This window comes from Mycobacterium heidelbergense, assembly GCF_010730745.1.
GTDB classification, from domain to species: Bacteria; Actinomycetota; Actinomycetes; order Mycobacteriales; family Mycobacteriaceae; genus Mycobacterium; species Mycobacterium heidelbergense.
The window spans coordinates 4409986-4436921 of record NZ_AP022615.1; the positions used below are offsets into that span (position 1 = coordinate 4409986).

Annotated in this window: 23 protein-coding genes and 1 pseudogene; 10 read left to right on the forward strand and 14 right to left on the reverse strand. The window is 68.9% G+C overall.

The annotated features are described in order from the left end of the window. The first annotated feature begins 47 nt into the window (after window positions 1-47). Window positions 48-1733 (forward strand): sensor histidine kinase, encoded by a 1686-nt coding sequence (locus tag G6N25_RS20650; protein ID WP_179961686.1) that lies wholly within the window; start codon window positions 48-50, stop codon window positions 1731-1733. Beyond that, window positions 1715-2398 carry a response regulator gene (locus G6N25_RS20655; RefSeq protein ID WP_083072548.1) on the forward strand — a complete coding sequence of 228 codons (684 nt, stop codon included), beginning with the start codon at window positions 1715-1717 and terminating at the stop codon, window positions 2396-2398. The genes G6N25_RS20650 and G6N25_RS20655 overlap by 19 nt, the downstream gene beginning before the upstream one ends. Here the strand turns inward: G6N25_RS20655 and G6N25_RS20660 are convergent. The 4 genes from G6N25_RS20660 to G6N25_RS20675 all read right to left on the reverse strand — a co-directional run bounded on the left by G6N25_RS20660 (window position 2395) and on the right by G6N25_RS20675 (window position 9705). Continuing rightward, a complete protein-coding gene (locus G6N25_RS20660) occupies window positions 2395-5286 on the reverse strand; it encodes an MMPL/RND family transporter (protein WP_083072595.1) in 2892 nt (963 codons plus the stop codon). The genes G6N25_RS20655 and G6N25_RS20660 overlap by 4 nt on opposite strands. A gap of 183 nt (window positions 5287-5469) precedes the next feature. Further along, complete coding sequence (locus G6N25_RS20665; protein WP_083072549.1) at window positions 5470-6816, reverse strand: condensation domain-containing protein; 1347 nt, start codon at window positions 6814-6816, stop codon at window positions 5470-5472. Between the two features lie 49 nt (window positions 6817-6865). After that, on the reverse strand, window positions 6866-8236 hold the full coding sequence (locus G6N25_RS20670) for a hypothetical protein (protein WP_083072550.1): 1371 nt from the start codon (window positions 8234-8236) through the stop codon (window positions 6866-6868). Window positions 8237-8256: 20 nt separating this feature from the next. Then, entirely contained in the window at window positions 8257-9705 is a 1449-nt protein-coding gene (locus G6N25_RS20675) for a condensation domain-containing protein (RefSeq protein WP_083072551.1), read from the reverse strand. A 350-nt stretch (window positions 9706-10055) separates the two neighbouring features. Between G6N25_RS20675 and G6N25_RS24530 the strand changes: the two are divergent. Then, window positions 10056-10349, forward strand: a pseudogene (locus G6N25_RS24530) (PE domain-containing protein); the annotation flags it as partial. A gap of 434 nt (window positions 10350-10783) precedes the next feature. Here the strand turns inward: G6N25_RS24530 and G6N25_RS20685 are convergent. Next, complete coding sequence (locus G6N25_RS20685) at window positions 10784-11968, reverse strand: acyl-CoA dehydrogenase family protein (protein WP_083072553.1); 1185 nt, start codon at window positions 11966-11968, stop codon at window positions 10784-10786. A 450-nt stretch (window positions 11969-12418) separates the two neighbouring features. On the opposite strand from G6N25_RS20685, the gene G6N25_RS20690 reads away from it, so the two are divergent. After that, the gene (locus tag G6N25_RS20690; RefSeq protein WP_083072596.1) at window positions 12419-12796 is read left to right on the forward strand and encodes an NYN domain-containing protein; all 378 of its coding nucleotides are present in this window, start codon (window positions 12419-12421) and stop codon (window positions 12794-12796) included. Continuing rightward, window positions 12796-13740 carry an NAD(P)H-dependent flavin oxidoreductase gene (locus G6N25_RS20695; RefSeq protein ID WP_083072555.1) on the forward strand — a complete coding sequence of 315 codons (945 nt, stop codon included), beginning with the start codon at window positions 12796-12798 and terminating at the stop codon, window positions 13738-13740. Before G6N25_RS20690 ends, G6N25_RS20695 begins: the two co-directional genes overlap by 1 nt. A 121-nt stretch (window positions 13741-13861) precedes the next feature. On the opposite strand, the gene tpx is transcribed toward G6N25_RS20695, so the two are convergent. Continuing rightward, the gene (gene tpx, locus G6N25_RS20700) at window positions 13862-14356 is read right to left on the reverse strand and encodes a thiol peroxidase (RefSeq protein WP_083072556.1); all 495 of its coding nucleotides are present in this window, start codon (window positions 14354-14356) and stop codon (window positions 13862-13864) included. Window positions 14357-14466: 110 nt separating this feature from the next. Between tpx and G6N25_RS20705 the strand changes: the two genes are divergently transcribed. Further along, window positions 14467-15417 carry a GlxA family transcriptional regulator gene (locus G6N25_RS20705; protein ID WP_083072557.1) on the forward strand — a complete coding sequence of 317 codons (951 nt, stop codon included), beginning with the start codon at window positions 14467-14469 and terminating at the stop codon, window positions 15415-15417. A gap of 18 nt (window positions 15418-15435) precedes the next feature. After that, window positions 15436-16173, forward strand: coding sequence for a DJ-1/PfpI family protein (locus G6N25_RS20710; RefSeq protein WP_083072558.1), 738 nt, complete (start codon window positions 15436-15438; stop codon window positions 16171-16173). A gap of 10 nt (window positions 16174-16183) precedes the next feature. On the opposite strand, the gene G6N25_RS20715 is transcribed toward G6N25_RS20710, so the two are convergent. From G6N25_RS20715 to G6N25_RS20725, 3 genes are all read right to left on the reverse strand, one after another. Next, the gene (locus G6N25_RS20715; protein ID WP_083072597.1) at window positions 16184-16660 is read right to left on the reverse strand and encodes a nuclear transport factor 2 family protein; all 477 of its coding nucleotides are present in this window, start codon (window positions 16658-16660) and stop codon (window positions 16184-16186) included. 91 nt (window positions 16661-16751) lie between these two features. Then, on the reverse strand, window positions 16752-16880 hold the full coding sequence (locus G6N25_RS20720) for a SpoIIAA family protein (protein WP_264055709.1): 129 nt from the start codon (window positions 16878-16880) through the stop codon (window positions 16752-16754). Window positions 16881-16914: 34 nt separating this feature from the next. Further along, a complete protein-coding gene (locus G6N25_RS20725; protein WP_083072559.1) occupies window positions 16915-18771 on the reverse strand; it encodes a fatty acyl-AMP ligase in 1857 nt (618 codons plus the stop codon). An 80-nt stretch (window positions 18772-18851) separates the two neighbouring features. Here G6N25_RS20725 and G6N25_RS20730 point away from each other — a divergent pair, with 80 nt between their 5' ends. Continuing rightward, entirely contained in the window at window positions 18852-19319 is a 468-nt protein-coding gene (locus G6N25_RS20730; RefSeq protein ID WP_083072560.1) for an SRPBCC family protein, read from the forward strand. Between the two features lie 76 nt (window positions 19320-19395). Here G6N25_RS20730 and G6N25_RS20735 read toward each other — a convergent pair whose 3' ends face one another. The 4 genes from G6N25_RS20735 to aceA form a co-directional block, all read right to left on the reverse strand. Beyond that, the gene (locus tag G6N25_RS20735; protein ID WP_142272480.1) at window positions 19396-19788 is read right to left on the reverse strand and encodes a hypothetical protein; all 393 of its coding nucleotides are present in this window, start codon (window positions 19786-19788) and stop codon (window positions 19396-19398) included. A gap of 81 nt (window positions 19789-19869) precedes the next feature. Then, a complete protein-coding gene (locus tag G6N25_RS20740; protein ID WP_083072562.1) occupies window positions 19870-21033 on the reverse strand; it encodes an LLM class flavin-dependent oxidoreductase in 1164 nt (387 codons plus the stop codon). Between the two features lie 78 nt (window positions 21034-21111). Beyond that, a complete protein-coding gene (locus tag G6N25_RS20745) occupies window positions 21112-21486 on the reverse strand; it encodes a hypothetical protein (RefSeq protein WP_163672513.1) in 375 nt (124 codons plus the stop codon). A gap of 123 nt (window positions 21487-21609) precedes the next feature. Continuing rightward, on the reverse strand, window positions 21610-23898 hold the full coding sequence (aceA, locus tag G6N25_RS20750; RefSeq protein WP_083077264.1) for an isocitrate lyase ICL2: 2289 nt from the start codon (window positions 23896-23898) through the stop codon (window positions 21610-21612). Window positions 23899-24024: 126 nt separating this feature from the next. On the opposite strand from aceA, the gene G6N25_RS20755 reads away from it, so the two are divergent. After that, entirely contained in the window at window positions 24025-24633 is a 609-nt protein-coding gene (locus tag G6N25_RS20755) for a YbhB/YbcL family Raf kinase inhibitor-like protein (RefSeq protein ID WP_083077266.1), read from the forward strand. Between the two features lie 3 nt (window positions 24634-24636). On the opposite strand, the gene G6N25_RS20760 is transcribed toward G6N25_RS20755, so the two are convergent. After that, window positions 24637-26205 (reverse strand): phytoene desaturase family protein, encoded by a 1569-nt coding sequence (locus tag G6N25_RS20760; RefSeq protein ID WP_083077267.1) that lies wholly within the window; start codon window positions 26203-26205, stop codon window positions 24637-24639. Window positions 26206-26320: 115 nt separating this feature from the next. Between G6N25_RS20760 and G6N25_RS20765 the strand changes: the two genes are divergently transcribed. Then, a complete protein-coding gene (locus G6N25_RS20765; protein ID WP_083077289.1) occupies window positions 26321-26932 on the forward strand; it encodes a TetR/AcrR family transcriptional regulator in 612 nt (203 codons plus the stop codon). Window positions 26933-26936 lie beyond the last annotated feature (4 nt).

The following is a 26936-nucleotide window of genomic DNA, read 5'->3' on the forward strand; positions in this document are numbered from 1 at the left end:
CCGGACTTTCGCGCATTCTGCTCACTCGCGCGGTAGGGTCTTCTCTCATGGCCGCCAGGGGTCGCATCGACTTGCGACTCGCCACCCAGGTACTGCTGTTGCAGCTCGTCGTCGTGACGCTGACATTGATCATCTCGTTCGTATTGTTCGCGGTCTTCAATCGCCAGCGTTTGGACAGCCAGTACCACCTGCATGCGTTGGATATCGCCCGCGTCGTTGCTTCCTCGCCGACGGTCACCAACAACATCTCGCGTTACGACACTGCCGCATTGAGCCCAAGTCCCGCATTGGTCGACGAACTCGTTGCCGGCCCCATCCAGGGCATTGCCTCACGCGTTGAACGGCGCACGCATGTGTCGTTCGTGGTCGTCGCCAACATGCGCGGCATCAAGCTCGCGGCTCCCGATCGCGACACGTTGGGCCTCCACGTCCGTGCCGATGTCACGCCGGCGCTGGGCGGGCACGAGGTGACGTTCCATGAACTGACCCCTTTCGGGCGGTCGATAGTCGCCCAAGTCCCAGTGCTGGAGCCCGGTTCTGATCGTGTGCTGGGGCTGGTCCTCGTTGGGATCTCCACCAAGGCGTTCGATGAGCAGTTTTCGAAGAACCTGCGCGTGTTGGCCGCGATGGGTGGCGTTGTCCTGCTGATCGGTGTCGCCGGCTCAGCGGCGCTGGCCCGCCGGTGGCGTGGGCTGACGCTGGGTTTGCGACCGGCCGAGATCTCCGAGCTGGTCCGCAGTCAGGCGGCGGTGCTGCAGGGCATCGGCGAGGGCGTACTGGCCGCCGACACGTCGTGGAAGACCACCTTCGTCAACGACGAGGCCTGCCGGCTGCTCGAGATCGGTAACGAGCCCGGACGCCACGTCGACGAGATCGGGTTGACCCCGCGCGTGCTCGACGCGTTCAAAGCGGCCGACTCGACCCCGACATTGGCCACGGTGGGCGAACGGATCGTCGTGGTCTCGGCGCGGCCGGTGTCACGCGAGGGACGCCAGCTGGGAACGGTTTTGGTGGTGCGGGACCGGACCGACGTCGAGTCGCTGACCCGGCAGCTCGACGCGGTCCAGGTGATGAGCACGGTGCTGCGGGCCCAGCGCCACGAATTCGCCAACCGTTTGCACCTGCTGACCGGGCTGTTGCACGGCGGTCACGTCGAGGAGGGTCTGCAATACCTGGAAGAGCTTCTCGGGTCGGGCCCGCTGGGGTCCGCGCTGCCGGGCATCGACGCCATCCGCGACCCCTACCTGCAGGCGTTCCTGGCGGCCAAGGGCGCCGCCGCCCGCGAGGCCGGAGTGACGCTCACGATCGGTGAAAACACCTGGGTGCCAGGTCGACTCGTGCTGCCGGTCGACGTCACCACCGTCGTCGGGAACTTGCTCGACAACGCGATAGACGCGGTCCGGACGAGTGGCAACACGGTAAAAGAGGTGGAAGTCGAGCTGTTGCAAGCGGGTGCGACGCTGCATCTCACGGTGGCCGACAGCGGCGACGGCGTCGCGGCCGACTTCGTCGAGCACCTCTTCACCGAGGGCAGGTCGACCAAGCCGGACTCGGGCATACCGGGCGGGCGGGGCATCGGGCTTGCGTTGTCGCGCCAAATCAGTCGCGCCCTCGGCGGTGACCTGCGGCTGGCCAGCCCGGGCAATGCCGAGCAGCGGTTGCGCGGCGCGGAGTTCATCGCCCGGCTGCCGGGCGTGATGGTTGAGGAGGCGCAATGGGTGACGCAGACCTGACGGTGCTGGTGGTCGACGACGACTTCCGCGTCGCCAACATGCACGCCGAGGTGGTCAACACGCTTCCCGGCTTCACCGTGACCGCCACCGTGAACACGCTCGAGGGCGCGCGAAAGGCGCCCGCCGTCGACCTTGCCCTGGTCGACGTGTACCTGCCGGACGGGTCGGGAATCGACTTCATCCGCGAATTGCAAGGCGACAGCATGGTATTGACGGCGGCGACCGAGGCGGTCACGATCCGCGCCGCCATGTCGGCGGGCGCGGTGAGCTACCTGGTCAAGCCGTTCGCGACCACCGAGCTCGCCGCGCGGCTGTCCGGCTACGCGCGGTACCGCAAGATCCTGGCCGGCCCCAACCTCACCTCGGGCGACGTGGATGCGGCGCTGGACGCGTTGCGGCCCAGGGTCGCTCCGCCCGCACCCGCCACTGTCGCGGCATCCTCCACCAAACAGCTTGTGCTGCAAGCGCTGCGCGCATCGGAGAAGCCGATGTCGGCGGCCGAGGTGTCGGCAGCGATCGGGATATCGAGGGCAACCGCCCAGCGCTATCTGGCGGCGCTGGCCGCCGGCGGCGACGTCGGCGTCGGGTTGCGGTACGGCACCACGGGCCGGCCCGAACAGGAGTTCGCGGCGATCGCCAAGCGGCCCACCCGTCCCCCGCGCTAGTCGCGGGCCGAGCAGACGCAGACTCGCATAGCGCCGGCCGAATTCATGCGAGTCTGCGTCTGCTCGCCGCGGTTCCTGGCGGCGCTCGGCTTCGCTGTTGCCTTGGAGGGCCACCAGTTGGCCCCACCGAGCATCGCCGCCAGGGCCGGCACCGTGACGGTGCGAACCACGAAGGTGTCGATCAAAATGCCCATCCCGATGATGAATCCGGTCTGCACCATCGTCGAGAGGCTGCCGAACACCAGGCCCGACATCGAGGCGGCGAAGATGATGCCGGCCGAGGTGATGACGCCGCCCGTGGAACGGACCGCGCGAATGACGCCGGAGCGGATGCCCGAGCGTGACTCCTCACGAATCCGGGTGATCAACAGCAGGTTGTAGTCCGCCCCGACGGCGACCAGCACGATGAACGCCGTCGCCTGCACGTTCCAATAGATCGGCTGATGGAGCACGAACTGGAAGAAGATGACTCCCACGCCCATCGCCGACATGAACGAGATCACCACGGAGGCAATGAGATACAGCGGGGCCACGATCGCGCGGAGCAGCAGGATCAGGATGACGAAGACGACGAGCAGCGTCACGATCACGATCAGGCGAACGTCGTCGTCGTAGTAGCCGCGGATCGCGCTGTACATCGCCGTCGTTCCGACCAGCGATATCGACGCGTCCGAGAGCGAGGTGTTCGGCTGCGCACCACGCGCCGTGTCGAGGATCGATGCCACCTGATCCATCGCGGCCGTGCTGAACGGGTCGAATTTGGTCTCGACGAGGAAGCGCGCCGACTGCCCGTCGGGTGAGATGAACAGCTTCGCGGCGTTCTTGAAGTCGTCCGAGTTGAGCACCTGGGGCGGGACGTACATGCCCGCCATGGATTGCTGTGAAGCGCCGCGCTTCATCGACAGCAGCAGGTTGGCCGCCTGGTTCATGCCCAGGCCCATCTTCTTGGTCTGGTCGACGAGCGCCCGCACGCCGTCGGCCACGCGCCGGCTGCCGTCGGCCAGTTGGTCGGCAACCGCCTGCAGGCTCGTAATCTTCTGCCGCACACCGGCGGCGCCGCCGCCCGCGGCCCGCAGACCGTTGCCCGCCGTCGCCAACTGCGCGCTCAAACTTTGCACCCCCGCCCGCAGGCCCTGCACCGTCGGCTGGGCGGCGAGCGTCGGGACCACCGCCGGCTGTGCGGCGCCGTTCGCGAGCCCGCGCACGCCGTCCAGCAGGCCCGCCGCCGCGCCGAGCTGCTGCTGTGCCTGGGCCAGCGTCGCGGCGAGTTGGGTCACGGGTCCGGCGGCGCCATGGATTTCGTCACGCACCTGGGCCAGTGCCGCCGCCAGCCGGTCGGCGCCGTCGGTCAGCGAGTCGAGGTCGTTGGTTTTCTCGCCGATCTGTGTCGAGGCGTCTTGGAGCTTGTCGCCGACCGCCCCGGCCTGGGAGCTGAGCTTGGCCTGATCGAGCGGCTCGCCGCTGGGTCGCGTGATGCCGCGCACCACGGCGATATCGGGCAGCTGGGACACGCGTTGCGCCATCTGTTCCAGGTCGGCCAGGGACCGCGATGTCCGTAGGTCGTGGGGCGAGCGGACGTAGATGTACTGCGGCAGCAGCGCGCTGGTCGAGAAGTGTTGCTGCATCGCGGAAAAGCCGATGTTGCTGAGCGCGGTCCGCGGCAATTGCAGGCGGTCGTTGAAGGTGGGCCGGAGGAAGGCCGCGCAGCCGGCGAGCGCGATCAACACCGAAAGGCTGACCAGCAGATGCGTTTTGGGTCGGCGAACCAGGTGAACGGCGGACCGCTGCCACAGCCGGCCGGTGAGCGGCGGCCGCGGTGCCACCCACCCGCGTCGGCCGGCGAGCACGAGGATGGCGGGCAGCAGGGTGATGGCGGCAAGGAACGCGACCCCGATCGAGACCGCAAGCGCCGGGCCGATACTCGTGAACGCGGGCAGGCGGGTGAAGACCATGCCCAGGAAGGTGACGGCGACGGTGGCCGCCGAGCCCGCGATGACCTCCCCGATCGAGCTCAGCGCTTTCCGCACGGCCAGGTCGGAGTCGGCGCCGGACCGGAGGTATTCGTGGTAGCGGCTGATCAGGAAGACGGCATAGTCGGTGCCGGCGCCGAAGATCATGGCCGTCATCAACGCGATCGTCAGCGCGGACACCCCGAGCCCGAGCTGGGTCAGCCCCGAGACCACGCCCTGGGCCGATGCCACCGAGATCCCGATGGTGATCAACGGCAGCAGCACGGTCATGAGTCGCCGGTAGATCACCAGCAGGATGATCAGCACGAACAATGCGGTGACGATCTCGGTCGTGTGCATGTCGCGGGCGGTGACGATCGACATGTCGCCGACCATGGCCGCCTGTCCCGTGACGTCGGCGGTCACCGGCGTGCCCGCGGTGGAGCGCTTGACGATGTCGGTGATCCGTTGGTAGGCCGCCGAGGACTCGGGCGATCCGGCGGGCGCCCGCAGCATCACCGCCAGGTAGAACGCCTTGTTGTCGGCGCTGACCAGCAACGGACGCAGCGCGGGTGTGGTAACGACGTCCTGCACGGCGGTCACGTCGTTGGTGTCGCCGCGCAGGGTGTCGGCCAGCGTGCGGTAGGCGTTCTCATCGGCCGGTTGCAGGCCGCGATCGTCGGTGAGCACGACGATCAGGACGTTCTGGGCGGATTCGCCGAAATCCTTGGCCATCTGTTCGGTGGCCGCCATGGCCCTGGGCGGCAGCGGCTGCAGCTTCTGGCTTTCGACCACCTTCGTCAGCGGGGGGAAGGCGATGGCCAGCACGGCCACCGCGGCGGCCCAGGCGGCGATCATCAGCCACGGCGCGCGCACGACGAGGCGACCGAGCAGCCCAAACGCGCCGATGCCCATCGAGGTGTTTCGGTCTTTGGACATGATCAAACCCTTCATCGGTGCATCGGGCCGCGAATGACTTTCGCGCGGGCGGCAATTCGTTTCGGTGATGCGGTCAAGACCGAACTTATGGCGCGGCGGGCACCCGTGTCTCGCTTGTCGGCGATAGTCGGATTTAGCGACGATTCCCCGGTTGTGCGCATTGTGCTCGCGCCCGCTTCGTGCCTATCGGGGCCCGCTCACCAGCTCGGGGCACGGCCAGCCGATCGTGGCGGCAAGCGAGAAGTCGCTCAACGCCGCCGAAAGGTCCTTTTGCACATCGTCATTCGAGTTGGGGCGGCGCGGGTCGTACGCGACGACCGAGACGAACACCTGCCCGTTCGCCCTTCCCGAGAGCAAGGACAACATTCCCCCGAGCCGGTGCATGGTCGCCTTGGTGGCGTCGGGGTGGGGAGCCTTGATGGCGAAGTGGTCGGCGTGCGTGCCGTCCGGCCGGTAGGTGGCCGGGTCGACCACACCGAGGTTGGACGAGACGACGCTGGTGGCGCCGCCGGCGGCCACGCCGACCATCCGCCTGACCAGCGACCGCGGCAGCAGCGGGGCGAGGGGCAGCAATTCCCACCGCTCGTCGGGGGCGTCGTGACGGTGGATCAGCGCGTGCTTGGTCGCGGCGCGGATGTCGCGCAGGTCCGTCGTCGCGGGGTTGACCGTGATGCCGACGTTCACGACGGCGTTGGCGCGGGTGTCGTCCGCGGTGCGCTCGTTGACCGGCATCACCAGGGTGACCGAGCCGTCGGCGGTGACGCGCCCCACCCGCTGCGCGAGCCGGGCGGCCAGCCCCGCGAGCAGGCTGTTGCTGGTCCCGCCGAGCGCGTGCGCGCGGGCGTCCCACTCGTCGGCGTCGACGAAGGCCGTTGCCGTTGGGACGATGGCGTATTCGTCCGGCGCGGGTGGCCCGTCGAATGGCCGCGTCGCGGATTCCGCGCCGCCGTTGCGCCGCGCCAAGCGCGCCGCGGCGACCAACGCGCGGCCGATGCCCGGGATGTCGCGCGCGGTCTGGCGGGCGTCGTCGCGCAGCGCCTGCCACCGCCGGCGCGACCCGGCGGCGGGCCAGCTGATCGGATCACGGCGGCCGTTAGCCGCGTCGGCCAACGCCTCGCACAGCCCGATGCCGTCGGTGAGGCCGTGCGAGATGACCAGGCTCACCCCCGCGCCGCCGTCGGTGAATGGGAGCACCGCGAGGTGCCATCCGGGTCCGCGCTCGGCGTCCAACCGTGTTGCGGCTTGCTCGGTGAGCCAGGCGTCGAATTCTTCACGCGGCCGGGGTGTGGCGACGATCTCGAGGTCGGAGGCGTCGCCGGGCGAGACCCAGCGGTGGCGGCCGAACGGCAGGGGCGAGCGTTCGATGCGCCGCGACAGCCGTCCCTGCTGAAGGTGGCGGTGGAACCGGCGCAGGCCGTCGATGTCGACGGCGCGGTCGTAGACCCAGACGCACTGCAGCAGGCCCAGGACCCCGGTCGCCCGCTCCAAGCTCGAGAAGGTCTGGTCGAACAGATCGAGTGTGGTGTTCATTTCTCCGAAATCCTTGTCTGTCGGTCGACGTGCCGAGTGGTGCGGCGCGCTACGTCGAATTCGCTTGGGCCGCAGTGGTATTCTCTGGCTCGGGGCACGGCCAGCCGTCGGTCGCGTCGAGCGAGAAGTCGTCCAACGCACCCGAAAGGGCTTGACGCAATTCGTCGTTCGAGTTGGGACGTCCCGGCTGGTACGCCTGGACCGAGACGAAGACCTGTTGGTGCACCCTTCCCGACAGCAGCGCCAGCACTCCGCCGGTGCGTTCCATCGTGGCCCTGGTCATACCCGGGTAAACAGACGTCACGGCGATATAGTCGGCGTCCGTGCCGTCTGGCCGGTTGACGGCCGGGGGTGCGGCACCGAGGTTGGATGAGACGACACCGGTCGCGTTCCCGGTGGCCACGCCGACGCATCGCCTGGCGACCCGCGTAGGCAGCAGGGGAACGAGGGGCAGCAGCACCCACCGCTCGTCGGACGCTCCTTGACGGTGGATCAGCGCCTGCTTGATTGCCGCGCGGATGCCGCGCAGGTCCGTCGTCGCGGGTGCGGGGTCGACCGTGACGTCAACGTTCGAGACGGCGTTGGCGCGGGTGTCGTCCGCGGTGCGCTCGCTGACGGGTATCGCCAGGGTGACCGAGCCGTCGGCGGTGACGCGTCCCCTCCGCTGGGCGAGCCGGGCGGCCAGCCCCGCGAGCAGCGCGTTGCTGGTGCCTCCGAGCGCATCCGCGCGGGCGTCCCACTCGTCGGCGTCGATGAAGATCGTCGCCTTCGGGATGGCGACGGGCTGGTCCGGGCCGGCGGTCAGCGCGGGGGGCTGGCTGGCCTGCCCGGCGTCGCGGTGACGCCGCGCCGCGGCGGTCGCGGCGACCAGGGCGCGGCCGATGCCCGGGATGTCGCGCGCGGCCTGGCGGGCGTCGTCGCGCAGCGCCTGCCAGCGGCGGCGTGACCCGGCGGCGGGCCAGTCGATGGCGCTGTCGTAGCCGCAGGCCGCTTCCACCACCGCCAGACACCCCGCCATGCCGTCGGCGAGGCTATGGAGCAGGACCAGGCTCACCCCCGCGCCGCCGTCGGTGAACGGGAGCACCGCGAGGTGCCATCCGGGTCCGTGCTCAGCGTCCAACGGCGTCGCGGCCTGCTCGGTGAGCCAGGCGTCGAATTCTTCACGCGGCCGGGGCGTGGCGACGATCTCGAGGTCGGACTCGTCGCCGGGCCAGACCCAGCGGTGACGGCCGAACGGCAGCGGCGAGCGTTCGATGCGGCGCGACAGCCGCCCCTGCTGAAGGTGGCGGTGGAACCGGCGCAGGCCGTCGATGTCGACGGCGCGGTTGTACACCCAGACGCACTGCCCCACGCTGGTGACGCCGGTCGCCTCCTCGAAGCGGAAGAGGGCCTGGTCGAACAGATCCAATACGTTGTTCATGGTGCTGATTCCCTTCGTTGTTACAGGCTGATGACCGGTATGCCGTGGCTCGAATTCGCGTGGACCGCAACGGCATCCACCCAGTCCGAGGTGGTCTTGACGGCGCGCGCGAACGTCTGGGTCAACACCGCGATGTAGCGATGCACCGACTCACGCGCTTGCGCGTTGTCCGGAAAAGAGATGGTCACCGTGGTTTTGTCGGCCTGGCGGCTGATCCACATGTTGATCCCGCCGTGCGACAGATCGTCGGCGTAGGTGCCGAAGTTGGTCTGCTCGAACAAGGCGGCGGCGGGTATCTTGCGAAGATCCATGAACGACACCATCATTGAGCGAGGCGTGGGCGGCTTGATCCCCAACTGACGCGCCAGCTCGAGCGCTCGCTCGATGGGTGCGCCGGCAAGGTCCTTGGCGTCGTCGAACGATCTCTGCGCCGCCCGGGCCGCCTCCGAAAACGAGCCGGCGGCGACCGGCACGGTGACCGGCACCAGGTTGGCGAACCAACCCACGGTCATCGAGTCGATGCCCGGCGTCCGCGTGTCGTATGGCGCGAAACCGTGATATGTCTCGGTGCCCGTCAGCTCACGCTCGGCCAGCGCCGCGCACGCCAGAACTCCCCCGCTGAACCGGGCACCGGCGGCGTGGCACGCGGTTTCGAAAGACTCCGTTGCGGCGGCGTCCAACAAGTCGGCCGTCACGAAGTCGCCCTTGCTGCTGGCGCCCGTGTCGCCGACCGGAAGCGGGAAGCTCGGCCAGTCGCCGCGGGTGTCGCGCGCGAACTCGACCCAGCCCCTGATCTCGGGGGAAGACGGGGTCAAGGCCGCCGCCTTCTGGTGCTGCCGCGCGGCGTAGCTGCGGTAGCTCGCGACCTGCCGGGGGATGGCGGGCGCGCCCAGGGCCTGCGACAGGTGCTGGTACGTCAGGTGGATCTCGAAGAAGATCAGGCCGGCCGACATGCCGTCGATGTGGAGGTGGTCGACGCTGGCGTAGAACGTGAAGGAGTCTGTGCGCTGGACGATGCCGAACGTGAAGCAATCCCACTCCAGCGTCTCCGGCGTCGCCGTCAAGGCATGCGCGCGTATTTGTTCGGTGTTCATGTAGCCGAACTCGGTGGGAACAAAATCGATGGCTTCGGGGTCGTCGATCGCCCGGCGGACAAAGGCGCCGTTGTCGAATTCGAACCAATCGTGGTAGGCGTCGTGGCGGCGGACATGCGCATTGATCGTCGCCGTCATCGCCGGAATGTCACACACGCCGGGAATATCCCAGGCCACGACCATCAGCCGGGGTAGCTGCTTGCCCATCGCTTGGCACTCGCGGGCCGCCCGGAGGTGCCGGGCCCGCTGGTAACTCGGTGCTAGATCGCTTTTCGGCGCGTTCCGCGCGGTCTCGCGGGCCGCGGGCGAGGCCATCCATGTGGTAACTGGACCGTCGGCCGGCTGCCATCCGTTAATGCTTCCCAGTGCGACCATTTTCCCCGTCCTCGTCTGTGCGATGCCGCGGTTTTCCGGCGCGGCGCGCGGGCGGGCTATTCGATGGCTATTCGCGAATGTCTTTCGCGCTAGCGTGAATTGGCCTTTGCGCTGCGTTCGTGCGGTGTATTCGGCTATTTGCTGAAACCGAACCTACGGCGCGGTGGCACCGGTGTCGCGCTTGTGGGCGATAGTCGGTATAAGCGACGATTGCGCGGTTTTGCGCATTGTGCTCGCGCCAGGTTGGTGCGGCGAGGCCCGCCGATCGGCCCTTAGAATTGGGTCAACGTCCAGCGCGGCGGGACCCGGGGTGACATCCCGGGGGACGGCGGTACAGGAGCAGTCTGCACATGGAATCGATGTCCATTGATCCGGCCGTCGTCGCCATCGGGTCGCGATTGGTTGATGCCGCGAGCCGCGGCCTGGGCTCCGGCGCCGCCGCGCTGCCCTCGCTGACCGCGTTGGCGCCGGCCGGGGCCGAAGAGGTCTCGATGCAGGCGGCGACGGCGTTCGCGGCGGAGGCCGAGGCGATTCTGGCGCTGAACACCGCCGCGCAGGAGGAGCTTGCCCGGGCGGGCGCGGCGGTGGCGGACATCGCCCGGATGTACTCGCAGGTCGACGGCGAGGCCGCCGGCGCGTTGATGGCGGGCGGCGGCCGATTCGCCGGCCAGGCGTTCGCGGGTGGAGTGGCGAACGCCGGAGGACTGTTGCGCGCGGAGGCGCTGCCCGGGGTAGCCGGATCGGCCGCCCGCACGCCGCTGATGGCCAACCTGGTCGAGGGCGTCGCGGCCAACCCTTCGACCACGGTGCCGGCCGCCGCGAACGCCGCGTCGACCGCGCTGAGCGCGGGCACCGCCCCGTTAAGTTCGATCGGCTCGATGGCGTCAACGGGAACCACCGGACCGGGGCTCACGTCGCTCGACCGGGAGGAAGAGGGCGATGAACCCGCCGAGGGGCAGCCGGGCGAGCGCCTGCTGTAGGCGCCACCGCGATTTTGACTCTGCGCTGACCAGGCACCCTACTCGCACTTTTGCCTGGTGGCCGCAGAGTCAACAAGCCGCCCGGCGGAGAAGCTGGCTCACAGCCCCGGCTGGTCCTCGATGATGCCCAGCCATATCTGCGCGACGTCGATGGCCACCTTCTCGCTGATGAAGGCGTGCTGTGTCCCGGTGTACATGTCGCGGAAGGCCCGCTCCAGGCGGGTGCCCTCGCGGATCGAGCTGGTTCCCGCGACCAGATGGGCCCACTCGGCGCACGCCCGGGCCGTGTCGGTGGCGTAGACGGCGGCCACCCGCATATCCGCGCGCAGGGACGGCGTCAGATCTTCCCCGGCGGCGACGGTCACCTCGGCGGTGGTGAACGCGTCGAGCACCAGGAGACGGGCGGCGCGCCAGGCCGCGCGGTGATGCGCGAGCCCCTTCTGGAACGTCGGGCGGCTGGCTAGCGCTGCCATGTCACTCATCCGGAACTTCGTCGCGGCCAGTTCCTGGACGTCGTCGAGCATGCTCTTGGCGACGCCCAACGCCCACGACGCGTGACCCGCGGCGGTGACCGGCATCAGGCCCATCCGCGTGGCCGGCGACGTGCCGCGGTGCGGCTCACGAACGAACAGCTCGAAGGTGCGGCTAGACGGCACGAACACGTCCTGGGCGCTGTAGTCGTAGGACCCGGTTCCCTTGAGCCCCTGCACGTGCCACCCGTCGTCGAAGCTGATCTGGTCCCGCGGCACCACGGCGACGCGCATCTCGGGGAAACCCTCACTGATCCAGCGCATCTCGCCGTTGACCATCGGGAAAAACCCGGCCGCGATGTATTGCGAGTGGCCGATGCCCGAGCCGAAGTTCCACGACCCGTTCACCACATAACCGCCCTCCACGGCGGTCCCCTGCCCGTTGGGGAAGAACTGGCCGCCCAGGGTGACGCGGTTGTCGTGCGCCGTGAACACCTCGGCGAAACCCTCGTCGGGCAGGTAGGCCGCGGCGGCGAAGGACGACGGGAGGTTGGCGATTCCGATCCATCCGAATGAGCCGTCCTGCCAAGCCATTTCGATCCAGGCTTCGATCATCTCGGCGAACGACGGCTCGACACCCCCGGCGACGACGGGGTTGAACGCGGACATCAGCCCGGAGGCCCACATCTCGTCGACGATCGCCGGGGTGAGGGTGCGCGCCCGCTCGGATTCGGCGGCTTCGGCCGCGACGAGATCCCGCATGCCGCGGGCCAGCGAAACGACCAGGTCATCCGTGTCGGCTAGCGACGTCATTGGCGCATTCCCCTCATCGAGTGGCGGATTCGATAACTCTACGGTCGCGTGCCTCTGGGTGAAGCCGATCGGGCTCCCGGAGCGTCCTTCTCGGTAATGAAGCCCCACCGTTTCGTTTCGAGAGAGGAGAATGGTCTGATGACTCAGCGCCGCCACGTAATGAGGAAAGTACTGGTCAGCGCCGCCATCGCCGCCGGCTTTTGTGCCGGCGGAGCGGCATCGGCGAGCGCCGACCCGGACGATACCGAGCCGGATCCCTTCGGCACCCTGTCCTGCGGCTGCCAAGAGGCAGCTCCAGCCGGCAGCCCGGGCCTGAGGGACGAGATAGATCGGGGAATCCGCGAGGGCCACTCCGCCTGGCTGCCGGGATTACCGCCACCAGGATCCACCGATTGAGTCGTTCGGGCGGGCGCCTTCTGGGTCGAGTGGCCAGCGCCCTACCGTGTGTTTGTGCGGTGGATCGTCGATGGCATGAACGTGATCGGGAGTCGTCCCGACGGGTGGTGGAAGGACCGCGGCCGCGCCATGGCATCGCTGGTGGAAAGCCTCGACCGGTGGGCATCAACTCAAGGGGGCCACGTGACCGTGGTGTTCGAGCGGCCGCCGGCAACGGCCCTCACCTCGTCGGTGATCGAGGTCGCGTATGCGCCCAGGGCGGCCGCGAACTCGGCCGACGACGAGATCGTCCGGCTGGTGCAGGCCAACGCCCGCCCGCACGAAATCCGGGTCGTGACGTCGGACAAAGAACTGACCAATCGGGTCGCCGGCCTGGGCGCGGCCGTCCACCCCGCCGCAAGCTTCCGCGACCTGATCGACCCGCGCGGCTGATGGCCGGCACCGCGCCCAACCGGGTCTGCGAACTCGCGAAGGTCGACATCCCGATCATTCAGGCGCCGATGACCTACATCGCGGGCGCCCAGCTCGCCGCGGCGGTGTCCAACGCCGGCGCGCTGGGCATCGTCGAGACCACCTCCGAGCAGGGCCGAGCCGACCTGCGGCGCGTGCGCGACCTCACCGACGGTTCCGTCGGCGCGAACATCGCGCTGCTTTTCAACCGCGACCCGGCCGTCGTGGATCTCCTGGTCGCCAACGGCATTCGTTTCGTGACCACCTCGGCCGGCGACCCGGCGCTGTTCACCGGCCGGCTGCACGACGCGGGCATCACCGTGTTTCACGTGGTGGGCACCCTGGCCGCGGCCAAGAAGGCCGTCGACGCGGGCGTCGACGGGCTCGTGGTCGAGGGCGTCGAGGGAGGCGGGTTCAAGAACCGGTTCGGCGCCTCGACGATGGTGCTGCTGCCGTTGGTGGCGGCGCATGTCGAGGTGCCGATCGTGGCGGCGGGAGGCATTTGCGACGCGCGGTCCATGGCCGCCGCTTTCGTTCTCGGCGCCGAGGGCGTGCAGATGGGCACGCGGCTGCTCGCCTCGGCGGAGTCGCCGGTGCACAGCAACCTCAAGCAGGCGGTGGTGCGCGCCGACGAGACGTCGACGGTGCTACTCCCCCTCGACGGTAAGCGGATGATGCGGGTGATCCGCACCTCTGCCGCCGAAAAACTGGACCGCTCAAGGTCTTTCGAAGAGGGCGGTGAGGCGTTGCAACGCGTGCAGCGACTCTACTTCGACGGCGACATGGACGCCAGCGTCGCCAACACCGGCCAGGTGGCCGGCCGGATCGACGACCTCCCGCCGGCCGCCGACATCATCAAACGGATGTGGACCGGGTGCCGCGAGGTGCTGGCCGCCACGGCGGATCGACTGGGGCCGGCGAGGTAGGCAATCGCCGTGCGCGCTAGCCCGCGAGCGTGCGCAGTTGTACGTCCGCGCGCGGCGTGTCGTGTGCAAACACGCACGCTCGCGGCTAAGGGGGCTCGCGGCTAGAGCGCGGCTAAGGGGGTCAGCCCACTGCGGCCAGGGCCGCGTCGTAGTCGGGCTCCTGCGCGATCTCGGGCACCAGCTCGGTGTACGCGACGTTGCCGTCGGCGCCGACCACCACGACGGCCCGGGCGAGCAGCCCGGCCATCGGGCCGTCGGTGATGCCGACGCCGTAGTCCTCGCCGAAGCTGTCCCGGAACGCCGACGCCGTTTTGACGTTCTCGATGCCCTCGGCGCCGCAGAATCGCGCCTGCGCGAACGGCAGGTCCTTCGACACGCACAGCACGGATGCCCCGCTCGCGGCGGCGCGCTCGTTGAATTTCCGCACGCTCGTCGCGCATACCGGAGTGTCGATGGACGGAAAGATGTTCAACACCACGGGCTTACCGCTGAACTGGTCGTCGCTGACCGAACCCAGGTCGGCGCCGGTCAAGGCGAAGGCCGGGGCTTTGGATCCGACGGCAGGAAGCTCGCCGACGGTGTTGATCGGATTTCCACGCAAGGTTATCTGTGCCATGGCCACAGTCTGCCAAGGCCGGCGCGGACGCCTTGGGGCAGGTCGGCATGTCCTAAATCGTGGGGCCCCCGGCGTAGACGACATGCACCCGTCTGCCCAACACTGAGTTCATGACCCGCAGGGTGGTGATCGTCGGCTTTCCGGGCGTGCAGGCGCTGGACGTGGTGGGGCCGCACGACGTGTTTACCAGCGCGTCGCTGCTGACCGGCGGCGGATACGACGTCGTCGTGGCCTCCGCCGGCGGGCGACCGGTGACCACCGCCACCGGCCTGGCCTTCGTGGCGTCGCCGCTGCCGGACCCGGGCGACCCGATCGACACCGTCATGCTGCCCGGCGGCGGTGGCGTCGACGCCGCACGGTCGAATGCCGAGCTGGTGGCCTGGATCCAGGCGGCCACCGGACAAGCCCGCCGCACCGTCACCGTCTGCACGGGGGCGTTCCTCGCCGCCGAAGCGGGGCTGCTGGACGGCTGCCGGGTGACCACCCACTGGGCCTTCGCCGAGCGTTTGGCCCGCGAGTTCCCTTCCCTCGACGTCGATCCCGACCCGATCTTCGTCCGCAGCTCCGACACCCTATGGACGGCCGCGGGCGTCACCGCGGGAATCGACCTCGCTCTCTCGCTGGTCGAGGACGACCACGGCACCGAGGTTGCGCAGACGGTCGCCCGCTGGCTCGTGCTGCATCTGCGCCGCCCCGGTGGGCAGACGCAGTTCGCGGCGCCGGTGTGGATGCCGCGCGCCAAGCGGACGCCGATCCGCCGGGTGCAGGAGGCCGTCGAGGCCGAACCGGGCGGCCCGCACAGCATCGGCGAGCTGGCCCGCCGGGCGGCGATGAGCCCGCGGCATTTCACGCGGGTGTTCACCGACGAGGTCGGCGAGGCGCCCGGCCACTACGTGGAACGGATTCGCACGGAAGCCGCGCGCCGGCAGTTGGAGGAGACCGACGACACCGTCGTCGCGATCGCGGCGCGGTGCGGCTTCGGCACCGCGGAGACCATGCGGCGCAATTTCATTCGCCGCGTTGGCATTTCGCCGGACCAGTACCGCAAGGCCTTCGCGTAACCAGAAAGGACGACGCCGATGACCCAGATCGCCTTCGCGGCCTACCCCGGATTCACCGCGCTGGACATGATCGGCCCGTACGAGGTGCTGCGGAACCTGCCGGGGGCCGAGGTGCGGTTCGTGTGGCACGAACCCGGGCCGATCACCGCCGACTCGGGTGTGCTGGTCATCGGGGCCACCCACTCGCTGGCCGAAACCCCATCGCCCGACGTGATTCTCGTGCCCGGCGGCCTCTCGACCCTGGTGCACGCGCGCGACGAGACGCTGCTCGAGTGGCTGCGACAGGCCCACCGGACCGCCACCTGGACGACGTCGGTGTGTTCGGGCTCGGTGATCCTGGCGGCCGCCGGCCTGCTCGAGGGCCGGCGCGCCACGTCGCACTGGCTGACCCTTCCCGCGCTGAAGGCATTCGGCGCGATCCCGGTCGCCGACGAGCGGGTCGTGCGCGAGGGCGACCTGGTCACGAGCGCGGGCGTGTCCGCCGGGCTCGACCTCGCGCTGTGGCTGGCCGGGCAGATCGGCGGCGAAGGCCGCGCGAAGGCGATCCAGCTCGCGATCGAATACGACCCGCACCCACCGTTCGACTCCGGCCACATGTCGAAGGCCTCGGCGGCCACGAAAGCCGCCGCCACGGCGTTGCTTTCCAGGGACGGCGTCACGTCGGCCAATCTGACGGCCACGACCCTGCTCGCCTGGGACCAGGCGCTGGCGGCGGTCCGTTCGCGCGGGCGAAATCGCGTGGGCCGCAAGCGCTGACGCCCCGGGGTTAGGTGTTGGGCTGCAGGATCTCGGTCGAGGCGAGCTGGCCGCCGGCCTGCATCCAGGCGGCGATCACGCCGGGCGCGTCCCGGTTGGGGTTGTAGATGTCCTCCTCGCTGGAGAACAGGCCGTCGCCGGCGTAGACGAGCCGGGTCCAGTTGGGGAACCAGAACGGCTCGCCGCCCGGGTCGGTGGGATGGTCCAGCAGGTTCTTGATCATGACGACGACGGCGTCATTGTCGTCGTCGTAGGCGATCCAGTCGTTGGGAAAGCGCATGTGTGGGAACGGCGCCATGACTGCGACGATCCAGTCCCGCACCGCCTCCCGCCCGCGAAAGACGCCGTAATGATGCTCGGTGTAGACGACATCCTCGGTGAAGAGATCCGCGAAAGGCCGCCAGTCGCCCGAAGCGCTGCACCCCTCGACGACGGTCGTGTAGTTCCCGACTGCTTGCTCGATCTCGGTCCTGCTGAATTTGCCCATGACCGACACACTAGAGGGCCGGCTCCGACATTGCGATCGACGGCCGGACACCTCCTACCCATGAGGCCGGCTAGCCTTGCGGCTCAAGGGATTACGAGCCGCCGATAGTCCACTGTCGGGCTTGCTCGACCTGACCGGCGGGGAAATGGCGGATCTCGGCCGACACAAAGTGTGACCCCAGACGCTCGGCCACATCCCCGAGGTGCGAGTCGGTGACCACCGCGACCTTAATAAGAGGACAAAGTCACCCACCCTCAACGCGGCCCCGATGCGTGCACACCCAATGTCCCGCTGAGGTATTCGGCGCGGCAGGCTCGGCGGGCCAGTTTGCCGCTGGTGGTGCGCGGGATGGCGCCCGCCGGCAGGAGGCGTACGTCGGAGACGGCCACGCCGTGTCGGTGCGACACCGCCTGGCGGATCGCCTCGATCGCCGGTTGCGGGTCGTCGCGGCTGGTGCCCGCGGCACGTTCGGCGACGATCACCAGTCGTTGGTCGGTGTCGTGGGCCGGTATGGAGAACGCGGTCACGTATCCACGACGCACCATCGGTGCGGCGTCCGCCACGGTGGCCTCGATGTCTTGCGGGTAGTGGTTGCGGCCCCCGATCGTTATCAGATCCACGATCCGGCCCGTGACGTAGAGCTCGCCGTCGAGATACACGCCCAGGTCCCCGGTGCGCAGCCAGGTGCCCCCGGCGCCCGAGCCTTCGGCGTGGCTGCCCTCGTCGAGCCGCGATCGCAGCGTGGCGCCGAACGCTCGCCGGGTTTCGTCGGGCAGGCCCCAGTAGCCCCGGCCAATGTTGTTTCCCCGCAACCAGATTTCGCCGACCTCGCCGTCGGGCAGCTCGGTCTCGGTATCGGGGCCGACGATGACCGCCCATTGGCTGCGCGCGATCTGACCGCACGACACCTGCGGCACGGCGCCGGGCGCATCCGCCGTGACGCGCACCGCGTGGCCGGCGCCCAGTTGTTCGCGGTCGAGATAGACGACCGAGGCCTCGGCGGCGGGATCGATGGTCGCGACGAAGAGCGTCGCCTCCGCGATGCCGTACGACGGTTTGAACGCTGTGCGCGGTAATCCGTAGGGCGCGAACGCTTTATTGAAGGTTCTGATCGCGTCGATGCTGACCGGTTCGGAGCCGATGATCATCACCACGTTGCTGAGGTCGACGTCGTCGCCCGGCGCGGGCAGGCCGCGCTGCGCGGTCCACTCGTAGGCGAAGTTCGGCGCGGCGGTGACCGCCCGGCCCTGCCGCGACCCGGCGGCCAAGGCATGGATCCAGCGCAGCGGCCTCCGGACAAACGCGGCGGGCGACATCAGCGTGGAGTGCCCGCCGTACACGGCGGGAAAGCCGATCATCGACAGGCCCATGTCGTGGTAGAGCGGTAACCAGCTGACGCCGTGGGTGTTTCGGTCCAGCAGGTCGATCGAGAGGATCATCTGCACCAGGTTGGTGCCGACCGCCCGGTGGGTGATCTCCACGCCGACCGGGGGCCGCGTCGAGCCCGAGGTGTACTGCAGATGCGAGACGTCGTTCATGCCGAGTTCGGTGGGGACGAACAGCTCCCCCGCCGAGTCGGGTATCTGATCGATGACGAGGACCCGCGGCCTTCTCAGGTGTGGGAGGCCGACCAGAAAGTTCTCGACCGCGTCTTTGGCCGCCGTTGTGGTCAGCACCACCGTCGGCTCCGAATCCCGAAGCGCCGTGTCGAGACGTTCGGCGTGGCCGGGCAGTTCGGGCGCGAACAGCGGCACCGCTATGGTCCCGGCCTTGATCGCCGCGTAGAAACCCGCGACGTAGTCGATGCCCTGCGGCGCGAGGACGGCGACCCGCTCACCGCGGCCCGCGACCTGTTGCACGCGCGCGCCGATGGCCTGCAGTCGGATGCCGAGTTGGGTCCACGTCACCTCGACGGCCTGCCCTTCGGCGCGGCTGTAATCGAGGTAGCGGTAGGCGACGGCGTCACCGACGTTCGCGACGTTGCGGTCGATCAGGGATATCAGCGTGACGCCCGGCGGCAACGCGACGCCGCCCCGGGCGTCCAGGCAGTCCTCGATCTGCAGCAGGCCGGGCACACCCGCGGCGTTGTGCTGCCCGGAACCGCGATCCATAAGCGCAGTCTAGGTGCCGTAGGGTACCCGGCAGCAGCAGCCAATCGGGCCGGTCTGCGGTCGTCACCAGGGAGTCGGGCATGTCGGGTCGTCAGTTCTCGTTCGAAATCAACCGGACCAGTAGCGCTCCCGCCGAGACGTTGTTCCGGCTGGTGACCGACGGCGCCAACTGGTCGACGTGGGCCAAGCCGATCGTCCTTCAGTCGAGCTGGGCGCGGCAGGGTGATCCGGCACCGGGCGGCGTCGGCGCCATCCGCAAGGTGGGAATGTGGCCCTTCCTGGTGCAGGAGGAGACCGTCGAGTACGAGCAGGATCGCCGCCACGCCTACAAGCTGGTTGGGCCGGCGAGCCCCGCCAAGGATTACCGCGGCGAGGTGGTCCTCACCCCGAATCCGGCGGGCGGCACCGACATCCGCTGGACCGGCTCGTTTGTGGAAGGGATCCGCGGGACGGGCCCGGTGATGCGGGCCGCGCTGGGCGGTGCGGTGCGGTTTTTTGCCGGCCGGCTGGTGAGGGCGGCCGAGCGCGAGCCGGGCGGCGCGCGGTAGCGTTTACCCTTGCGGCCCAACGGGTTTGGAAACGCGTGACGGCCGCCTCACGCGGCCGCCACGTCTGGACACGGGTCTACGGGTTGTTGGCTTGCTGCTCGTCCATCTGAGCCTGCTGCATGCCTTGTTCGAATTGCTGCTCGGCCTGTTCGTTTTGTTCCTCGGCCTGCTGCTGGGCCTGTTGCATCTCTTGCAGGGCCAGCTGTTCCTGTTGCTGGGCCTGGTCGTCGCTGTCATCGGCGGCGAAGCCGCCCGAAAGGCCCGGCGGGGTCTGGGGCAATTGCCGGCCGACATCGGCCAGGCGGACGCCGCCCGATCCGAGCACCGCGCCCGGGGTGTCGGGCCGCGCCACGTCGAACAGCGCGAGCATCGCGAGGGCCGTGGCGCCGGCGACAAGCAGTCGCACCATTCGCAACCGTGCGCCGCTCGCAGGGGTTTTACCGCATTGCCGGTGAGGGGTGGTGGTCATCCTTCAGGTTTGCGCCTCTTGGCTAGCCGCACGCTGGGAAGCGGCTATCGCCCGGTTATGAGAACACGCGCCCCCGAGCCGTTACGTCGAACCGACCTCGTCCTGATACTTCTTGGTCATGTGCTCGATCGCCTGCAGCTGCGTCTGCGCGAGGTCGTCGCGCACCTGACCGGCGCGCGCGGCGGCGTCCAGCGTCGGTTGCGCCTGGCCTTGAAAGTGCGGCATGACTTCGGCGGCGAACAATTCGGCGGAGCGTTTGGTTGCGGCCGGATTGGCCCACTCGTGGCCCATCTGCAGCATGCAGCCGAAGCCGCCGGACTGGTCCCACAGCCGCTGCACCTGCGCCCGCGCCCGCTCCGGGGTGCCGATGACTCCGGCGCCGTTGTCGTTGATGATGTCGATCATCTCGTCGAGCCGCTCACCCGGCATGGTCATCTGCGGGAAGGCGGCCACCTTCTGGAAGTACCGGAACCACGGCTCGATGCCGAATTTCACGTCGGCGCGCGCCTGTTCGTCGGTCTCGGCGATGTGGAACGGCCCGACCAGGCTCCAGTCCTTGCGGTCGACCTGCGTGCCGAAGGCCGCCGCCCGTTCTTCGACGATGCCCCAGTGGTAGGCGAGCGCGTCGAAGCCCTCAACGATCAGCGTCGCCCCGATCGAGAGCAGGCCGATGCCGTGCTTGCCGGCCAACCGGGCACCCGTGGGCGAGGCGACCGCGGCGACCGCCAGCGGTATTCCGCCGTCGGAGTAGGGGGCGAGCTGCAACCGGGCGTCGAATAGCTGGTGCGTGGCGGTTTTGGCGCTCACCGTCTCCCCCGCCAGCAACCGGACGACGATGTCGAGGTTGGTTTCGAGAAGCTCGCGCGTGTCGGTGGGGGTGAGTCCGATCATGGCGGAGTCGGTGGGCAGTGAGCCCGGCCCCACCCCGCCGATCACGCGGCCATGGGTGAGGTGGTCCAGCAGCATCAGCCGGTCCGCGACCCAGAGCGGGTTGTGGTAGGCGAGCGAAATGACCCCGGTACCAAACCGAATGCGCTTGGCGCGCTCGGCGGCGGCGGCGATGAAGATCTCCGGGGAGCTGATGATTTCGCTGCCGGCGGAGTGGTGCTCGCCCAACCACACTTCGTCGAAGCCGAGGGCGTCGAGATGCTCGACGAAGTCCAGGTCGCGCTGGAGGGCCAGGGTCGGATTGGTGCCGGCGCGATGGAATGGGGCGATGAAATAACCGAACCTCAGCCTGGACATTGCGGTCCCCTTGCAGTCGAGTTGCGCAGAACCATAACTCAACGTGCCCGCGCCGGGCGAGGAGTCGCGAGCGGTGCCTTAGGGGCTGCCGCCGCAGACGTTGCCGATGCAGCCGCCGCCGCCACCCGGTCCCCCGCCGCCGCCACCGACGCCGGGAATGCTGCCGCCCCCACCGCCGGGTCCGCCGCCACCGGTGGGGCCGCCAGGAATGCTGCCGCCGCCCCCGCCCGGCCCGCCACCGCCGGTCGGGCCGCCGGGAACGCCGCCTCCGCCCCCGCCCGGTCCGCCGCCGCCTGGTGCTGTGGACGGCGCAGGCGCCACGCTGGACGAAGGAGTGGTCGTCGGCGTCGTACTGTTACTTGGTCCCTTGTTGCCGCCGCCACATCCGACCGCCAACACGAGCATGGCCGCGCCGCCGAAAAGAGCGGCCGCGGTTCGAACGCCAGTCCTCATCAGGTTCCCCACTCTCCACTCACGCCACACTTCTGCAGTCCACCTGTCCGTACCCCGGCAGGCCTCGGCGCAAACGGGATTGGGGCGCCCGGCACTTAGCAGTTGGTAGCCCGACGGAGCCCCCTACCCTTCCTTGGTGATCAGCTTCCGCAGCGCCACGCGGTCGGGCGTGAGCAGCTCCTCGATGCGGGGGTGATTCACCTCGGCGACGATGATCTCGCCGACCTCCTGGTTGACCTCGCTGAAGATGCCGTGGGACTTCATCTTTGAGGTCTGGTACAGGTTGTCCTCGGTCGGCGTGACGTAGTACACCGCGTCGGCCTTGAACCGGTGGACGAGCCACAGGTGAATCAGGGTCATCAGCCGCTTCTGGCGCAGCTTCTCGGCGAAGGTGTTCTGATCGCGCACGGTGAGGATGCTGCGGCCGTGGCGGTCCTTGATGGGATCGAACACGACGTTGGCCAGCTGCTCGTCCCCGTCGCCGTAGATCCCGAGCACGAGCACGTCCGAGCCGGCGCGCCGGGGCCGCAGCTGCACGCGCAGCTTCTCGCCGAGCTGGTAGTGCTCGCTCCACAACGTCAGCCATTCCTCCAGCAGTTTCTTCGGCACCTCGGTCTGCACCAGGTGCTGGTGCTGGGTCGAGCCCTTCCCCATGGCCTTGGTGGTCGCCGTGCGGCCCGAGGAGGCGGCCAGCGCGGCGTCGCTGCGCGGCCCGCCGACCAGGGTCTGCGGCGTGCGGTAGGGGGACTCGACGAGGCGCATCTTGCGCTGCAGGCGAGCCAGCGCCAGCATGCCGTCCTGCCGCAGCGCGGTGGCGAACTCCTCGGCGGCGACGCCGTCGATCTGGTGCCCGCCGTAGGTGATGAAGTTGAAGACGAAGCCCATCTTGCCGAGCTCCTCGGGGAAGCGCTTCATCTCCTCGTCGGTCATGCCGGTGGTGTCCCAATTGAACGACGGCGACAGGTTGTAGGCCAGCATCTGGTCGGGGAACTCGGCGTGGATGGCCTCGGCGAACTGCCGGGCGTCGGCGAGATCGGCGGTCTTGGTCTCCATCCACAGGATGTCGGCGAACGGCGCCGCCGCCAGCGACTTGGCGATCGCATAGGGAATGCCGCCGCGGATCTGGTAGTAGCCCTCCGGGGTCTTCGCCAGCTCGCAGTCCCACGGGGAGTCGACGCCCAGTTCCTTCGCCTTGTCCTTCGCCTCGTACAGCGACGCACGCTGGGCGAATTGGCGCCACTCGTCGGGAGTCATGCTCGCCGGCTCGTCTTCGCTCTCTCCGAAGGCGAGCACCTCCGCGATGGCTTCGCCGTAGCTCATCAGCCCGGCGTCGTCCTCCCAGGCGGCGACGAACCGCGACTCGACCTGGTCGAAGAGGTCGTCGATCGATTGCTTGCCGTTCTCCCGCCAGGCGTTGACGGCGTCGGAGATCAGGCCCTGGATGCCTTGGCGCTCAAGCCAGGCGGTGGCGCCGGCGTACTCGGAGTCGGCCATCGCGTAGAGGAGATGCCCATTCAGTTCCTTGACGCCCAGCTCGTAGAAGCGCCGGACGAGCGCCAGGAAGCAGGCCTTGTAGGAGGGGATGTTCAGGTTGGTCGCGCCGAGGAGGAACGGCTGGTCGCGTTCGTCGGCGCGGCTGTCCAGCAGGTTGGCCGCCTCGGCGTCGGTGCGCGCGACGATGATCCCGGGCACCCGCATGACGTCGAGCTGGAACCGGGCGGCGTTGAGGCGCTTGATCTGTTCGTCGGAGGGCACCAGGACCTTGCCGCCCTGATGGCCGCATTTCTTGGTGCCCGGGCGCTGGTCCTCGATGTGGTATCCCGGCACCCCGACCTCGACGAAACGGCGGATCAGATTGCGCACGTGCGGGTCGCCGCCGTGGCCGGTGTCGGCGTCGGCGATGATGAACGGCCGATAGTCATAGGCCGGGGCCGTGTCGCGCTGCTGCTCGCTCATGTGCAGGCGCTGGTACTGCTGATTTCGGTCGGCGGTGAGGAGGGCGCGCACCAGCACCGCGGCGTCGTCGGGCACCTGGCTCAGCGGGTAGCTGGCGAGGTCTGGACCGGGATCCTCGGTGGTGGAGCCCTTGGCCGAGGTCGCCCAGCCGCCGAGGTAGATCGCCTCGATCCCTATCCGCTTCATGCTTACCGCCTGGCCGGGCGAGTAGGGACCGAACGTCGTAATGCTCTTCTTCGCCGCGAAGAGTTCGCGCAGCCGGTCATAGAAGGGCCCGGCCGCTTCGCGCGCGACGGTGTAGTCGGTCGCGATCGTGCCGCGCTGCTCCGCGACTTGCCGGGCCGTGTAGAGGCGGGTGATCCCCTTGAAACGCGAGCCGTCAAAGTATCGTTGCGTGGCCTCGACGTCCTGTTCGAACGGCGTGCGGACCTGGGTGTCCGAGTCGATGATGGCCATGGGTTGCGCTCCTCTTCAGCATGATTCCGCTGAACGTGAGTTTATCCCCGGAAGCGGCGGTTCAATCAGGGGTGACAGCCCCGAGCCGCGCTTCCCGAGTCGCGGTTCGGGAGCGACACTGTCCCTATGGAATCGACACTGGCGAGCACATTTCACCGAATCGCATCGGTCATCGGCGGGCTGGCACTCCTGGGTGCGCTGGTCGGCTGCGACGGCCGCGGTGGCAGCCACATGGCGGTCCCGCTGACGCCGAAGGTGACGACCCTCGGTCGGACCATCGCGGAGGCGCCCGCCGGCGGGCCACTGACGATCAGCAGTCCCGCGTTTCCCGACGGCGCGCCGATCCCCGCGCAGTACACGTGCAAGGGCGCCAACGTAGCGCCGCCGTTGACGTGGTCGGCGCCGTTGGGGGCGGCGCTGGTGATCGACGACCCGGACGCCCCGCGCGGGCCCTACATCCACTGGATCGTGGTCGGAATCCCGCCCGGCCCCGGAAACACCGGGGACGGCCAGACTCCCGCCGGGGGAAGCAGCCTGCCGAACTCGGCCGGCCAGGCCGGCTACAGCGGGCCCTGCCCGCCCGCGGGCTCCGGGGTGCACCACTACCGGTTCACCCTCTACCAGCTTCCCGCCACGTTCCAGCTCCCCCCGGGACTCGTTGGGGCGCCAGCGGCACAGGCGATCGCGCAGGCCACGGCGGGGCAGGCGCAATTCACCGGAACGTTTGGAGGCTGACGCTCAGGCGATGTCGTCGAGCGCCCGATAGGCTGCGTTATAGCCGGGAGTGAACGTGATGCCCGGTCCGCCATGGCATCCCGCGCCGCCGAGGTAGAGGCCGGCGATCGGGATCGGACAATCGAGGAAGCCCGTGGGCCCGGGGCGATTGGGCCCCATCAGGTCCGGGTGCAACAGCCCGTGGCAGAAATCGCCGGCGGGAGCGCCGAACATGGTGTTCATGTGGTACGGCGCAAAGGTGATATGGCGGATCACGATGTCCTTGAAGTTCGGGGCGAACCTGGTGATCTTGTCGATAACGCGTTGTGCCATCTCGTTTTTCAGGTGGCCATGCTGGTCGCGGCCGGCCTCGACCGGGAAGGCGTAGGCGAAGGCGCTCGCGGCGTGTTTGCCGGGCGGCGCGAGGCCCGGATCGTGCACGGACGGGATCTGCAGGCCCATCGACGGGTTGCCCGGGACGACGCCCCGGCGGCAGGTCTCCCACTGCAGCTGCTGCTCTTCCGGCGAGCCGAAGATGCCGACCGACTGTTGCATGCCGGCCTCGTTCAGCAGCTCGTGGGGCGGGGCGAATTCGGGCAGCCCGTCGAGGGCGAAGTGGATCTGCACGAAGGAGGCCCGGTGATCGCGGCCCGACACCCGTGAGACCAGTTCCGCCGGAACGTGTTCCGGCGCGATCAACTCGGTGAGGGTGACGTCGGGCGAAAGGTTGGACACCACGATCGGAGCGGTGATCGTCGACCCGTCACGCAGTCGTACGCCGGTCACCGCGTCGCGGTCGACGAGAATCTGCTCCGCCTTCGCGCGGAATCGGATCTCGCCGCCGTGGGCGATGAACAGCTCGCGCAGGTGCTCGGTGAGCGCGCCGATGCCGCCCTTGAGCTTGGTCATCATCGCCGCGCCGTCCTGGGGGACCGCCAGGGCGAACGCCAGGCAGGCGGCGCTGCCCGGCGTGTAGGGACCGCGGTAGGTGGAGTTGACGGCCAGAAACGCGAGCATCCCCCGCATGACCGCGTGCTTGTCCTTGTCGGGCAGGAATCGGTCGATCACATCCATCGCCGAGCCGAACAGCATTTCGTGAATCGCCCGGCGTTCGGCCTCGTTGGCCGCGCAGGCATACATCTCGTCGAGCGTCTTGGGCGGCTGGCGCACATCGAAGCGGCCCAACGCTTTTGCGGGCCCCTGGCTCCAGCCGATCAGCTCGGCCATGCCGGTGACGGCCTCGACGCCGTGCTTTTCGCCGAGGTGCGTCATCAGTTGGATCGGGTCGCGGTAGAAGACCATCGGCTCCTCGCCCGCTTCGCCGATGTTGGTGGACATCACCTCCGGCTCCACCGTGGGCAGCGTGTCGAGGCCGAGCTCCTTGGTGATCTGGCTCGCCGTCGGGAACTGCACCGAACCGGCGATCTCGTACCGGAAGCCGTCGATCAATTCGACGGTCGCGGCCATGCCCCCCGCGTAGGTGTTGGCTTCCAGGCACAGCGTGCGCAGGCCCGCGCGCTGTAGGACCGCGGCGGCGGTCAGTCCGTTGTGTCCGGCCCCGACGACGATCGCGTCATAGTCCGTCTTGCCCATGATCCTGGTTCGTCCTCCCTCGGGCGAGCGCGTGCCAAGAATATGTCAGTACTGACATAATTGAAAGGTGTCAGTGCTGACGGGTCGCGGAGGGCTGGGATACGATCGCGGCGACATGGCAGTGCTCGTTGGTAAGCCGACAAACCGTCACCAACAACGCCGGCGCTCGACGCACGAGGCGCTCCGCCAAGCGGCGTTGAAGAGCTTCGCCCGCAAGGGATTCGCGAACGTGACCGTGACCGAGCTGGCCCGCGAGGCCGGCGTCACCGAACGCACCTTCTTCCGCCATTTCCCGACCAAGGAGGCGGTGCTGTTCCAGGACTACGAGACGCACCTGGAATGGCTGGCCGAGGCGCTCGCGCGGCGTCCGGCCGCCGAGTCACTCTTCGACGCGGTGCTGGCGAGCGTCGCGGCGTTCCCGCACGACCTCGAAGTGGTGCGCCAGGCGGCGACGGCCCGCGCGGAGTTGATCAGCGCGGACCGCATCGCGAGCCACCTTCGGGTGGTGCAATCGTCGTTCGCCCGAGTGCTGACCGGCTTCGTCAGGGACCGCAATTCGGACGTCCCGGGCATCGACCTCGGCGCAGAGGTCGCTGGCTCCGCTTTGGCCGCCGCCCTCGTTGTGGCAGTGGAGAATTGGGGCCGCAACGGCTGCGCGGGCGACCTGGGCGAGCTGGTGACCGCGAGCCTGGATCTGCTTCGTTCGGGCCTGGCGCCGCTCGCCTGAACCG